At 46.0% G+C, this 13,976-nt stretch carries 12 protein-coding genes; 5 read left to right on the plus strand and 7 right to left on the minus strand.

Features of this window, described 5'->3' with window-relative positions:
* Positions 1-24: 24 nt before the first annotated feature.
* Positions 25-1,215, minus strand: a complete 1,191-nt coding sequence (locus ACRBG0_RS09955) for a hypothetical protein (RefSeq protein ID WP_431486747.1) — start codon at positions 1,213-1,215, stop codon at positions 25-27.
* Positions 1,216-1,354: 139 nt separating this feature from the next.
* Here ACRBG0_RS09955 and ACRBG0_RS09960 point away from each other — a divergent pair, with 139 nt between their 5' ends.
* On the plus strand, positions 1,355-1,684 hold the full coding sequence (locus tag ACRBG0_RS09960) for a hypothetical protein (RefSeq protein WP_431486748.1): 330 nt from the start codon (positions 1,355-1,357) through the stop codon (positions 1,682-1,684).
* A 44-nt stretch (positions 1,685-1,728) separates the two neighbouring features.
* On the opposite strand, the gene ACRBG0_RS09965 is transcribed toward ACRBG0_RS09960, so the two are convergent.
* Positions 1,729-2,376: a hypothetical protein gene (locus tag ACRBG0_RS09965; protein ID WP_431486749.1), complete on the minus strand. Its 648-nt coding sequence runs from the start codon at positions 2,374-2,376 to the stop codon at positions 1,729-1,731.
* A gap of 333 nt (positions 2,377-2,709) precedes the next feature.
* Between ACRBG0_RS09965 and recO the strand changes: the two genes are divergently transcribed.
* Positions 2,710-3,432: a DNA repair protein RecO gene (recO, locus tag ACRBG0_RS09970; RefSeq protein ID WP_431486750.1), complete on the plus strand. Its 723-nt coding sequence runs from the start codon at positions 2,710-2,712 to the stop codon at positions 3,430-3,432.
* Positions 3,433-3,438: 6 nt separating this feature from the next.
* Here recO and ACRBG0_RS09975 read toward each other — a convergent pair whose 3' ends face one another.
* Positions 3,439-4,302: an alpha/beta fold hydrolase gene (locus ACRBG0_RS09975; RefSeq protein ID WP_431486751.1), complete on the minus strand. Its 864-nt coding sequence runs from the start codon at positions 4,300-4,302 to the stop codon at positions 3,439-3,441.
* A 259-nt stretch (positions 4,303-4,561) separates the two neighbouring features.
* On the opposite strand from ACRBG0_RS09975, the gene ACRBG0_RS09980 reads away from it, so the two are divergent.
* Complete coding sequence (locus tag ACRBG0_RS09980) at positions 4,562-7,342, plus strand: 2-oxoglutarate dehydrogenase E1 component (RefSeq protein WP_431486752.1); 2,781 nt, start codon at positions 4,562-4,564, stop codon at positions 7,340-7,342.
* Positions 7,343-7,359: 17 nt separating this feature from the next.
* Positions 7,360-9,039, plus strand: a complete 1,680-nt coding sequence (ettA, locus tag ACRBG0_RS09985; RefSeq protein WP_431486753.1) for an energy-dependent translational throttle protein EttA — start codon at positions 7,360-7,362, stop codon at positions 9,037-9,039.
* A gap of 271 nt (positions 9,040-9,310) precedes the next feature.
* On the opposite strand, the gene ACRBG0_RS09990 is transcribed toward ettA, so the two are convergent.
* Together ACRBG0_RS09990 and ACRBG0_RS09995 are read right to left on the minus strand one after the other, a co-directional pair.
* Complete coding sequence (locus ACRBG0_RS09990; protein WP_431486754.1) at positions 9,311-10,516, minus strand: MFS transporter; 1,206 nt, start codon at positions 10,514-10,516, stop codon at positions 9,311-9,313.
* Positions 10,517-10,579: 63 nt separating this feature from the next.
* Positions 10,580-11,284, minus strand: coding sequence for a DCC1-like thiol-disulfide oxidoreductase family protein (locus tag ACRBG0_RS09995; RefSeq protein ID WP_431486755.1), 705 nt, complete (start codon positions 11,282-11,284; stop codon positions 10,580-10,582).
* Between the two features lie 286 nt (positions 11,285-11,570).
* Between ACRBG0_RS09995 and ACRBG0_RS10000 the strand changes: the two genes are divergently transcribed.
* Complete coding sequence (locus tag ACRBG0_RS10000) at positions 11,571-11,939, plus strand: hypothetical protein (protein ID WP_431486756.1); 369 nt, start codon at positions 11,571-11,573, stop codon at positions 11,937-11,939.
* Positions 11,940-12,239: 300 nt separating this feature from the next.
* Here ACRBG0_RS10000 and ACRBG0_RS10005 read toward each other — a convergent pair whose 3' ends face one another.
* Positions 12,240-12,647: an ACT domain-containing protein gene (locus tag ACRBG0_RS10005; protein WP_431486757.1), complete on the minus strand. Its 408-nt coding sequence runs from the start codon at positions 12,645-12,647 to the stop codon at positions 12,240-12,242.
* Complete coding sequence (locus ACRBG0_RS10010) at positions 12,647-13,933, minus strand: amidohydrolase family protein (protein WP_431486773.1); 1,287 nt, start codon at positions 13,931-13,933, stop codon at positions 12,647-12,649. Before ACRBG0_RS10010 ends, ACRBG0_RS10005 begins: the two co-directional genes overlap by 1 nt.
* Between the last annotated feature and the right edge of the window lie 43 nt (positions 13,934-13,976).

Raw genomic sequence — 13,976 nt, forward strand, 5'->3', positions numbered from 1 at the left:
GACTCAATTTAGTTTTGTGCTGTCTTACGGGCGGAAGAAGCCGACACTGCCACCTACCCAAACCTTGCCTTTATTATAGCGAACCCCTACCATTTCTCCTTTACTGAGGCGCACGAGGTTATTGACGAGATAAGGGCGCTCGGCACCCCGTTCCCAAAGCATCATCATCCGCACCTCGGCCTTGGCGGGCACATCTGGTGTAGGTACTACCGGAGCGTATTCTACCTTCCGTTGGAGGATATAATTTTCGGGATCTTTTATCGCTTCAAGGTCAAAACGGTTGATGTTGATAATTACGCCCTTGCCGGCAAAGGAGTACAGCGGTTTGAGTACATAATTGTGCAAATCATGAGGATACTCGGTCAGTTCACTCAACAAAAAGGCCTTGGGAGAATAAGGGCTATCGATAAGTGGCAATGTATGCTTGCTGATGCGGAAAAACCAGTTGGGGTGCCCTACCCATTCCACATCGACATCATCGGTGAGGTAGAATTCGCGGGGAAGGTCATCACGTAGGATGAGTTCATCAAAAATAACGCGATTAAAGATGCGCTCGATATGAATCTTGCGACCATCTTTCATGTAATAAAGTTTTCTACCTTCTTTAATGACGCTACTGACACAAACGGCTTCGATACCGATCCATTTTTTTGCCACAAAAAAATCGATGGCCGTCACTTGTTTCTCTGGCTCTACTTCAAGGATAATCACATTTTCCGGATCATGATCTCCGACAATAATTTCTCGCAGTTTTTCGCGATACCCTGCCGCATCCAGGCCTCCAAAACGGTGGACAAACTCATCAGAAATCCCAAAGTGCTTCCGATAGCGCTCTGCTACCGCCTCCTGAAAGAAATAAAGTGATGGAAAACCTTGGGCTTCGATTAATTGCGGCATGATGGTGCCATCTGCGGCTTTGCATAAGCCAAAATCCATCTGCAAAAAGGTCGTATGAGGCGTTTCGTTGGGAACAACCTGCCCGGCCAGTAATGCTGATGCAGACAAATCACGAAAGTTGGGCTGCACAATGACATCTGTGATATCCTCACAAGCCTGAACAAGATGATTCCGCAATTCACGGTCTAAAAAGATAGGCGTTTCGGCAATACGAAAAGGCGGACGATGGTCAAAGCTATTGGCAATATCATCTACCAAAGCCTGGTATTTTTCTTGGGTAAAATCGCGATTGTATTGTTCTCTCGTGCTGGGGATCATATCATTTCTTATTCTTCAGAGCTTGCAGGAAAATCCCCCAACAAGCTCTTACTGTTCGGTATTGCAATAATTCTCGGATAGTAAGAATAAGAAAAATTAAGCATCTTCGTAGCAGAATCGAAAAAATTAAATCATTTTCATGGAAGCGTTAGAGGCCAACAAGCAGCTGGCTACACTACTTAGTCAAGATTTTGCCATCGACCAAATAGAAGCATCCTCAGAAGAAGACCTTCTGAGGATGCTCGTTGACCATCTGGATTTTCTCATCGACAAACGGATGGAGTGGTTGTTAAGCCTGATGTACCGAATGGATATTGATGAAGCAAAGGTACAAGCAGCCTTGTTGCCTACGGCTACCGAACCTGCTAACATTGGACTTGCACGCCTGATTATTGAGCGCCAAAAACGCAGGATCTACACCAAACAACACTACCGCCCTGAAGACTTGGGAAAAGAGTGGGAGTGGTAAGATAGCTCCTTAGTATTGCGCAGAAAATAAAGTACGACTTTTTCTTAGAGTTTATTCAAATACCAATCCTCACGGTTCGCATTAAAGGGAGAGAGCACCAGCTCATCCATTTGGAGATGCTTTATCAGGAAAGCCTGTAGCTCGCCCTCTGCATTATACAGCAGAAGTGTATTACCCATTAATGACCAACGACCAGTCCGTAATTCATAATGATCGCTGGTTACTTCCGTAACAACATAGGTACCATTTGCCTTAAAGGCTAAAAAAGGTTCTTCGCCATAAAATCCTTTCTGCCAGTCGCCGGTCAAAGAACGGGTAAGCTTGGCATCGTATCGCAAGGGTACCATCACGAGTTCTCCGCTGGTAAATTCTTTGAGGATAATGTTTTCCTGGTCACAGTGAGGAGTTAGTGTATAATTTTTGACATCAGGCCCTACTATTACTTGCAGAATAAGCTCTGTTCCTGTGACTTGTAAATCCCAGCCGCCTTGCTGAAGCACTTGGCTTGACTGGTCAAACACTAACAAAGTGCCATCATGTGCGAACTCCCATTGCTGACCAGAGGTCACTGACCAGGGGGAAGCTGTCAATTGCTCTTCGAGGCAGCGACCAACGCTTGCCAGTTCGGAGGTATTTGCAAATAAGGAGAATGATGTGATAATCAGGATACAACAGGTGATGTAAGTTTTCATTTCAATTTCTTTTGGCGCAAGCTCAGGACAAAAAAAGGGGGTGATAGTTCCTGCTTGCTGCATTTTGGGTGATATACTAAAGACGAGTTGAAACAATGCTTAGTTGCAAACTTTGCACTTATTTCGCAGCAAAGATGGGGCTATTCACCGCAATTTTGCCAGTGATCACTAGTGAAATGTTTGTTAACTTTAAGGGCAATTTTGCACCTTCCGTAAACACCAAACAGAAAGTAATGCAGAATAAGAAGTGGCCCTTTTTACCATTGCGAGGGCCGAGTGATTAGCAATATAATTTTGGCTTTTTTTTACTGAGTATTGCACAAAAAATAAAAGATGCTGATAAAAACCCGCGGTATTGTTTTTCGCACCCACAAGTACGGCGAATCCAGTCTAATTGTGGAGTTGTACACCGAACAAAAAGGGTTACGTAAATATATCATTAGTGGTGTTCGCTCTGCCAAGGCTCGAACGCAGGCCAGTTTGTTGCAAGTGATGACTTTGTTAGAAATTGTTGCCTATGAGCGGGATGACCGCGACTTGAATCGCCTGAAGGAAATTCGGTCAGCTTATATCTACGATTCCATACCGTTTGATGTTCGCAAAGGAGCAGTGGGGTTATTTATGGTAGAGGTTGCGCGCAAAGCCATCCGGGAACAGGAAGAAAATCAGCCATTATTTCGTTTTTTATTCAACCGCTTTGCAGGGCTGGATGCGGCTCAGGAGGGCGTAGCTAATTATCACCTGGGATTTCTTTTGGAGTTATCCTCCTATTTAGGTTTTTCTCCGGCTGGTGTGTACTCAGCAGCGACTCCCCTTTTCGATTTGGAAGCTGGGGAATTTGTTTCCACGCCACCTGCACATGCGCATTATTTGATGGATGAAGTTGCTCTTGCTTTTTACGAAATGATGCATCATCCTGCCCCGAAAGCCCACGAGCTCCGATTGGAGCGTGAAACCCGGCAAAAGTTATTAAACGAACTGATCCGTTACTTCCAACTACACCTAGAAGGGATGGGGGAAGTGAATGCACATTTGATCTTGCGGGAGGTCTTTTAACAGCCTTTAATAAGCTAGCCAGTCTAGAATTCGTTTCCTCACCTGCTCGTGCTGAATACTGTGCCCCAAGCCACTAGTAATCACCAACTCGCTATTCGGCCAATTTTCGGCCATTTGGTACGCGCCATGCACCGGAGCAACGTCATCCTTTTCGTCATGAATAATGAGGCCAGGCATTCGAAGATTTCGCACAAATTTGGCAATGGAAAAATAGTCGAATGACATACCAAAGCGTTGCGTAAAGCCCATCTCCATCGCATCGATCACCGCTTTTTTCAATCCAATCCCTTTCCTGAAACTCTCCATAAAGTGATTTAACTCAGCTGGGGTAGACAGTAAAACAAGTTTCTCTGGATGGTGGACTTCCGGATAGTGTTTTAGATAATAAGCTGCCGCCATTCCTCCTGCCGAATGGCCTATAATCACTTCCGGCCTCAAGGTATCAGCTAGTTCTGCTAATACATTGCCGTAATAGATAACGGCAAAGCTTCCTCCTACACTAGCACCATGAGCAGGAGCATCCAGGGCATAGACATCGTAGCCCGCTATTATCAGCTGGCTCGCCAAGGCTTGCCAGCGACCACTATTGCTGTTCCATCCATGAGCCAGTAATATTTTGGGGCCACTACCTGGCCAGTGGTAAGTTTGGATTTGCATAATCCCCACCGGTATAACTTGTTGGCGGGCATCCGCCAGAAAGTCTTTTTCAGCAGGCAATAATATTTTCCGTGGCGGCTTGGCCAACACTCGGTAGCACCACTGCCCTGCCAGGCGCTTTGAAAATCGATATGAGCCATTAAGTGCTAAGCGAATAGCACGCAAATGTAAGGGGTCGGTATCTGCTACGGGGAGCTTTTTTTTATTGGGCATTTTTACTTCATAATAAAAGAATATCCTAGAGGGTGCCTTGGCAAAATCCAGCTTAAATTAAACAGGTTACAGCGCATTCTGTTTCCTATTTTCAGCTCTATACCATCAAAAACGTATTTAGAGTGCTCATTTTTTCCTTGTTGCTCAAAAAATCCTCATTTTGCATGAATTTTACTTACGGCGGAAAACATAGTGTTTTGCCAGTCGTTCTCAAGGACTGTCAATCCCCAAAAAAAACAACGGGGACAAAAGAAATAGCATGACCGATTTTTCATTTATTGCCAATGCTCATCCAAGTTACATTGAAAATTTGTACGAGCAGTACCAGACTAACCCACTAGCTGTAGAAAACAGCTGGGCAGCTTTTTTCAAAGGATTTGAATTTGCCAAGGAAAGCAACAGTAATGGTGCTGTTCAGACTTCCGGCGGCAGCACTAGCGATGCGCAACTGAACAAGGAACTGCGCTTACTCTCTCTCATTAAAGCCTACCGCGATCGGGGGCATCTACTTTCCACGACCAACCCCATTCGTGACCGTCGCGATCGCCACCCCAATGTTAATCTTGAAGATTTTGGGCTTAGTGACAGTGATTTAGACAATGTTTTTTTTGCGGGTAAAGAGATAGGGCTCGAAAATGCGACTTTACGTCAAATTATCGATCGCCTTCGGGAAGTGTACGCTGGTAATATTGGTTTTGAATATCATAGCATTGCAGACCGGATCAAGCGACGCTGGATACGTACCCGGGTGGAACAAAGTCATCCAGGGAAGTCTTTTGGACTAAACGTTGACAAGAAGCGCCGCATCCTAGAGAAACTCAATGGTGCAGTGATGTTCGAGAAGTTTTTGCACACCAAATACGTCGGGCAAAAGCGCTTCTCTCTTGAAGGAGGAGAAAGTGCGATTGTAGCATTGGATGCAATTATTAACGAAGCTGCCCAAGGAAATGCCAAGGAAATCGTTATTGGTATGGCTCACCGTGGGCGCCTTAATGTATTGGCCAACATTATGGGAAAAACCTATTCCCAAATTTTCAATGAATTCGAGGGTACAGCAGTGCCTGACCTAAGTTTCGGTGATGGTGACGTTAAGTACCACCTTGGTTTTAGCAGCCAGGTAGAGACCCCTACCGGTGAGAATGTTCATTTAAAACTAGCTCCCAACCCAAGCCACCTGGAAGCGGTAAACCCCGTGGTGGAAGGTTTCGCTCGTGCCAAGGCTGATATTCTTTACAATAGCGAATACGACGCAATTTTGCCTATCCTCATCCATGGTGATGCAGCTGTGGCAGGACAAGGAGTTGTGTTTGAGACCATTCAGATGAGTCAGCTCGAAGGTTACCGCACAGGAGGAAGTATCCACCTTGTGATCAACAACCAGGTGGGTTTCACCACTGATTTCGAGGATGCTCGTTCTTCTGTTTACTCTACCGGAGCAGCAGCTGTTGTTGGAGCCCCGGTCTTCCACGTCAATGGTGATGATCCCGAAGCTGTTTTGTTTGTTGCAGAGATGGCCGTGCAGTACCGTCAGGAATTCAATTCTGATGTTTTCATTGACATGGTATGTTACCGTCGTCATGGACACAATGAAGGTGATGATCCCGAGTTTACCCAACCGGAAATGTATTCTTTCATCAAGGATCATAAAAACCCACGAGAGGTCTATTCTCAACAGTTAATCGAGCGTGGTGATGTTGATGCCCAATTGGCAGACGAACTGGAACAATCTTTCTGGAGCCTTCTTCAGGATCGCCTTGATGAAGTGCGCGAAAAACCACTTCCATACATCTATCAAGAACCCGAAGAAGCTTGGCGAAAACTGCGTAAGACAACCGACCCAAAAGACTTCATACAGTCTCCTGAAACGGGCGTTAACAAAGATACGATCCAGCATTTGCTGGACAAGCTTACCGACATTCCTAAAAACTTTACGCCACTACGTAAGGTTCAGCGTTTGTTTAAGAACATCAAGAAAGCTCGTTCAAGCAATCAGATCGATTGGGGAATGGCTGAATTGATGGCCTATGGTAGTTTATTGCTGGAGGGCCGCAACATTCGCCTAAGTGGGCAGGATGTCAAACGTGGTACTTTCAGTCATCGTCACGCTGTGCTTCGCGACGAAAAGAACTATGGCAACTACAATCGCTTAAGTACACTTGGGGAAAAGCAGGGCGTTTTCCGCATCTATAACTCTTTATTGTCAGAATTTGCGGTACTTGGTTTCGAATACGGTTATTCGCTAGCTACCCCTGATGACCTGGTACTATGGGAAGCTCAATTCGGTGATTTTGCCAATGGCGCACAAACGATGTTTGACCAATTCATCTCTTCTTCCGAGTCGAAATGGCAACGAATGAGTGGTGTAGTAGCGCTTTTACCTCACGGCTATGAGGGCCAGGGGCCAGAACACTCAAGTGCACGTCTGGAACGCTTCCTTTTATTATGTGCAGAGTTTAATATGACCGTGGCCAACGTCACCTTGCCTGCCAACTTTTTCCACTTGCTACGCAGACAGATGGCTCGGCCTTTCCGCAAACCATTGATTGTCATGTCGCCTAAAAGTGGTTTGCGCCACCCTCAGGCGGTGAGTGGTGCCGAGGATTTTTATGAAGGCACCCGTTTCCAGGAAATACTGGACGACCCGGCAATCAGTACTACAAAGGAAGCAAACAAGGTAAAACGCCTGCTTCTTTGCTCAGGAAAAATTTACTTTGACCTTAGCAGCTATAAGGAAGAGCACCAACGTGATGATGTAGCAGTGGTAAGACTTGAACAGCTTTACCCATTCCCTTCCGATCAACTGAACGTATTGTTTAAGAAATATGGCAAAGCTGAACACACCCTTTGGGTTCAGGAAGAACCTGCTAACATGGGTGCCTGGCAGTATGTGAATTCTATGAGATACAACGAGGGCGTTGAATTACCAAACAACCTCAATTTTGTAGCTCGTAAGACAAGTGCATCTCCTGCTACCGGCTACAAGAAAATACACGATCAAGAACAACAAAGTATTGTCGAACGCGCTTTCGGCGAAAAATAAATATCCAGCTAATTTTTATGGCAGATCACAAAATTATTTTTTCAATGGAGGGCGTTTCCAAGTCCTTCGGTTCCGGAAAGAAAGTACTTAACAATATTTGGTTGAGTTTTTTCTACGGGGCTAAAATTGGTGTTTTGGGTCTCAACGGCTCCGGTAAATCCACTTTGCTCAAGATTATTGCGGGGCTAGATGCCAATTACCAGGGTAACATCGTCTTTGATGGCACCTACAAGATTGGAATGCTACAGCAGGAACCCGAATTGGATGAAAACAAGACCGTCCGAGAGGTCGTTGAAGAAGGTGTTCAGGATATTGTAGACTTACTAAAAGCCTACGAGGACATCAACAACAAGTTTGCGGAACCTATGAGCGACGATGAGATGAACAAACTCATCGAAAAGCAGGGGGAGCTGACAGAAAAGTTGGACCACCTCAATGCGTGGGAGCTGGATAATCGCTTGAATACCGCGTTGGAGAGCTTGCGCTGTCCGCCAGATGATGCCTCTGTAAAGGTACTCTCCGGAGGAGAACGCCGCCGGGTAGCCCTCGCACGACTGCTATTAAGCAACCCTGATATTCTTCTCCTTGACGAACCTACCAACCACTTGGACGCCGAATCGGTGCACTGGTTGGAACAGTACTTGCAAAGCTTCCCTGGGACCGTAATTGCCGTGACGCACGACCGTTACTTCCTGGATAATGTAGCTGGTTGGATTTTGGAACTTGACCGTGGCGAAGGTATTCCCTGGGAAGGAAACTACTCTTCGTGGTTGGAGCAAAAAGCCCAACGAATGGAGCAGGAAGAGAAGACTGCCAGCAAGCGCCGCAAGACCCTGGAGCGAGAACTGGAATGGATTCGGATGGCACCTAAAGCCAAGCAATCCAAAGGTAAAGCTCGTTTGAATGCCTACGATAAACTGGCTGGAGAAGAAGCCAGAGAACGGGAATCTAAACTGGAGATATACATCCCACCAGGCCAACGCTTGGGTGATGTAGTGATCAATGTAGAAGATGTTAGCAAAAGCTTTGGTGATCGAGTACTTTTTGAGAACCTCAGCTTTAGCATTCCTAAAAACGCTATTGTTGGAATCATTGGTCCTAACGGGGTAGGTAAGAGTACGCTCTTCCGGATGATGATGGAACAAGAGACCCCTGATACAGGAAATATTATCAAAGGTGATACGGTACAAGTATCGTATGTAGATCAAAGCCACGAAGAACTCCAAAACGGGAACCAAACCGTTTACGATGTTATCTCCGGGGGGAATGACATGATTGAGATCGGTACAACCAGCGTCAATGCTCGGGCTTACCTCAGTCGTTTCAACTTTGGTGGCAGTGACCAACAGAAGAAAGTAGGTGTACTCTCTGGTGGAGAACGTAACCGGCTCCATCTGGCGATGACGCTGCGGGAAGGCGGTAATGTACTCCTTCTTGATGAGCCGACTAACGATATTGACATCAACACCTTGCGGGCATTAGAGGATGCACTCGACAGCTTCGCAGGTTGTGTGCTGGTCATCTCTCACGACCGTTGGTTTATTGACCGCCTTGCGACCCACATTCTTTCTTTTGAGGATGAAGCGGAGGTCGTATTCTTTGAAGGAAACTACTCGCAATACGAGGAAATGAAGAAAGAGAAACTAGGTGATGTGACGCCGAAGCGACCGCGCTTCAAGAACGTCATCAATAGATAACTGATTTAAAAGGTTTTTGCTTTTCAAGCAAAAACCTTTTAAATTTAATGACTATTTGGCGTGAGGTTCTACTTCGTTACTATGAAGTGGAGTATCTAACTTCCTCATTCTTAGCAACCTGAGTACTTCAAGATTTACCGTACAAGGTACATGGCAGGGCGTCGCATTTAAGGATGTCAAAATCCCTATACCCTGTACTACGTACCCAGTACCGTGAGGCTTGCCTGTTTGTAACATCGACTATATATAATCGAAGAAGGCAAGCCTCACGTTATTTCGGCATCGTTCTCAATTCAACCCCGGCCAGCAATACACATAGCAGACCATAACCAATTATCACCAGCAAGCAGGGGGTGACTCCCCAGCTCAAGCCCCAAGTGAAAGCGATAGGTGCCGCTGCCGAAGAAAGGACAACAAGTAGCGTCACCGTACTTTTAATACTTCCCAAAAAGCGGGGCCCATAACGTTCTGCCCATAGCGCTGGAGCCGTCACAGTAATACCTCCACCACTAATGGCCATGAGGCAGAATAATGCCGGTACTGCCCAGTTGACATCAACTAACATAAAGATTATCAAACCTGCCAATGCTGGTAGCAAAATGTAGAGCAAAAGCCGGCCTGCACTGTAGCGGTCAATCAAACTACCAACGGTAAACAACATAATTGCTCGCGTGAAACCATAGATACTTAAGCCCAAAGCCATATTAGCGGGGGTGTAGCCGCGTAGTAAAGCCACATCACTTTGGTTAAAAACGATTCCGGTAAATACGAAAGGAATAAAAAGAATGGTCGGAACAATTAACTGAAATCGCCGATCACGCAGCACTTGGCCCCGTGTCCAAGATACCTGATCCGTTTCTTCGGCAGCCGCTGCAACCGTATCTGCACGTTGAAAAAGATCGTGACGCCGAATCAATAACCAAACCAGCGGGATGAAGATAAAAGCCAGCATAGCCGCAGCCACTAACCACATCTGGCGGTAGCCATTGGCCAAAATAAAGGCTGTTGCTAATGGCGGCATGATAATTTCAGCTGCACTGATTCCCAAAATAGAAAGAGAAAGAGATTTGCCTCGTGCCACGGTAAAAAACCGTCCGATAGTGGTAGATGCCGTCAGCGTTAAAACCCCTTGTCCTCCCAGGCGTACGGCCAATATCCCAATCGCCAGCCAAACCCAATGGAAAGTGAATGCCAAGATTAAGCATCCCCCCAGCATGATGAGTGCCGTAACTGTAGAAACATACCGCACACGAAGCCGGTCGATTTGTCGCCCAATCATTGGCAGTAAAAAAGCAGCACAAAGGGTCACGCCAGAGTAGATACCAGAAAAGGTTTCCGTGGCCCAAGCCCGATCTTCGCTAATACCTGCTACGAAGAGGCTAATGAAGAACGTTTGCCCGACAAAGCTGAAAAAATAGTGCAAGAAACCGTACCCCAAATATCGAGGATAAGCTTTCAATAGTTGTAAATAATTCATGGACTGCGCACGGTGTGAAGGATATAGCAGCAAAGGTACGTTTAGTGACGTGGTATAGGGTACTCACCCCCTAATAAATCTTAACCGACGATACCACATCCAGCTAGTTACGAGTATCGCCAGTCCTACAAAAACGTTGCTTACTAAAGGGAAAAAAGCAGTCAACCAAAGTAGCATCCCCATAGGAATGAGCGGCGTAAACATCACCCCAAGGTAGTTGACCCGTGTAGGATACTCCTTGATTTTTAAAAGAGGAAACAAAAGAAATAAGATGATCAATCCTAGTAAATACAAAGTACCACTTGTAAGACCATAGGCCAGTAAACCACTTACCCCCACCAACAGCGTGAGCAGGATATAAACGTAGCGATAAAAGTAATTGAATTGAGGACTACAGTCGAAAGCGCCGGCGGGTGTTTCCTTGGCGACGATCACCCGGCGATTGTAGGAGATAAGTTTGTAGAGTCTACGTAAAAACCAGTTAATTGGTGCGAAACGGGCAATTTTTGGCATCCAGGCCCAGCGTTGCCCGAGCAAATACAAGAGGCTATCAATTCCGTACAAGGTGGGGCCTCCATAATCATCAAGGAGTGGAATTTCGTCTTTGCTCCGTGCCAGATCAAGGCGACTCTCTAAATCTTCTAATGATACATCCGTAAAAGATTGGCGTCCTTGCGGCGTTAAAAGGCCTGTTTGCACAAAAGCGTCGGTGTACCAGCAACAGAGGGGGCAATTGTCGTCGTAGAGGATGGTTTTTTGAGTAGCCATAAGGCATGATTTTGGTGTCTAATTCTATAACGCAAGATGCTTGTTTTTTATTTTCAATAAATTCTGAAAATAAAATATCTTAATTCCCTCCACTATTTTTGCGATATTATCGTCACCAAATTACTCTCACAGAATAAGTTAAATAGCCACTGGCGCCATACTCATAATGGTATTGAATCAACATTTATGCAGCATCAAAAATATACATTTAGGTCTATAAATTAAATCATTAGCCTTAGTATTGCGCAGAAAATAAAATGCGATTTTCTTCATCAACCCTTAGTTTATGCCCTACCAAGAAGTGTTTGACCTTTTCTGGAAACAAGTAGTAAAAAGTGTGGAAGAAGGCAACTTTGCGAAATTGACTATGGCAAAGACAATTGGTAAGCCCAACTTGAGAAATATATTTGTGAGGCCAGTCTATTCTGAAGGTGATTTTAAGGTCTTACTTAAATTCCGCTACAGGTCTATAGAGACCGAGGATAAGGAAGACGAACTTACGTTAGACGAGGCATTTGTGATCTTGAAATCACACCTCAGAAAGTCTTTTTTCTCTGTTCTTCTATTTACCACAACAAAGGATGTTACTTTCAAAATCAATAAAAAGGGTGCTGGTAGTATTACCGAGTCTTTGCCTACGTTTAGAAATGTTTAAGTTTCTTGGGGGATGATGTATCAATGGCCGTTTACGGATCAATTTAAAAACGGCTTTCTTAACCTCGGTAAACAACCATACAAGATGAAACTCATCAGTCATCCCCTATTACAACCCAAAACATCACTCCGATTAAAGCGACTTGGGTGCCGAGCAAAATTTTTAAAATCAAAGAATTCACTACCCAGTAAGTATCGCCCATCTGGATATCCAAAGTGGGGTTATAAAAATAGCCATGGATCAGCAAAAGGGCAACACTAACCCAAAGGGCAAGCGCTATCTTCCGCGCATTTGTCTGTGTCATATATCTTCCGTCATTTTCCACAACACGTCCATCGCTTTTGCTGCACTGTGGTGATCTACAAAAATATGGTCGTGATAGTAACCAGCGATGACATTGCAACTGATTCCCGCATCGCCTAAAGCAGTGGCGAAAGCTGCCGTCAAGCCCACCGCCTCCAAGGCAGAGTGTACGTTCAGGGTGATCCAGGCTGCGACGAAATCAAACGGTATCCCCAGGCGGATAGCCTCCTCTTTGGGGAGTACAACCGTCGTGCCTTCCTTTTCTTTTATTTCACAAATGGTGATTCCCCTCGGGATAGGCGCTAAATCTGCTACGGTAGCAAAGATGTACTCGCCCTCATTAAGCACCGGTTCCATGCGCCTAATGAGGGTCGCGAGGTTGGTTATACCTTTGGGCGTATCCACTATTTGTCGGTTTCTTCTTTGTAGATCACGCCATCTTTCATCACAAAAGATACCTTTGTCATCACATTGATGTCTTCCAGTGGGTTGCCGGAAACGGCTACGATATCGGCCAGTTTGCCTTTTTCAATGGTGCCCAATTCATCTTCGCGACCAATAAGTTCCGCGCTTACGATGGTGGCAGCCAGCAGGGTTTCGGCTGCAGGCATCCCTGCTTCTACCATGTAGGCAAATTCTTTGCCGTTCTCTCCGTGAGGGGATACGCCACTGTCGGTGCCGAAAGCGATACGTACACCGGCCCGGTAGGCTTGCCCAAAAGTTGCTTGTAATTGTGGGCCGATAGAAAGTGCCTTGGGACGAATGATCGCCGGGAAATAGCCATCAATCTTGGCTTTCTCGGCCACAAACTTCCCGGCGCTGATCGTGGGCACATAAAAGGTACCTTTCTCTGCCATAAGAGCCATCACTTCTTCATCCATCAGGGTGCCGTGTTCGATGGAGGTAATGCCTGCGTTGACGGCACGCATGATGCCTTCCTTGCCGTGGGCATGTGCTGCCGTGTGCATTCCATAATCTTTGGCGGTAGCGACAATAGCTTCCAGCTCTTCATCAACAAACTGGGGCCCGCTACCGTCTTTGGCTACGCTGAGCACGCCGCCGGTAGCGGTAATCTTTATACAATCAGCACCATTCTTATAGCGTTGGCGAACGGCCTTTCGAGCATCTTCCACGCCGTTGATCACGCCTTCTGCGGGGCCGGGGTCACCTTGTAGCACGTGATTTACACCATTTGTAGGATCGGCATGACCACCTGTGGTACCAATTGCTTTTTCAGCTGTCACGATACGGGGCCCAACAATAAACCCTTGATTGATAGCATTTCGGAGGCTCACATTTACACCCGAGCCACCCAAATCCCGTACGGTCGTAAAACCAGCATCCAGGGTGCGCTTGGTATAGATGGTAGCACGTAAGGCTACATCTTCAGGGTTCATTCTGAATTGTTCCACATAGCGGGTAGGGCTTGACTGGCCCTCGATGTGTACGTGCATGTCCATGAGGCCGGGCATGACGGTTTGGTCTTTCAAATCTATAACGGTTATACTATCTGCCGCTCGTAAGTAGCCCTTGGCAACATTGGTAATCTTATTGCCCTCCACCACAATGGTCATCTTGCTTTGTAGCTCATTACTGGTGGCATCAAAGAGCTGCCCACAGTGGAGGTGAGTCGTTTGTGCCGCAAGCTGGCTTGCAATTAGCACAAGAAAAAGGATAAAGAGGTTTTTCATCTTGAACATCGTGGTTAACTTTAGGGAAAGTTAGTAAAATCAT

It is taken from the genome of Lewinella sp., from assembly GCF_050633125.1.
In the GTDB taxonomy this organism is placed as follows: Bacteria; Bacteroidota; Bacteroidia; order Chitinophagales; family Saprospiraceae; genus Lewinella.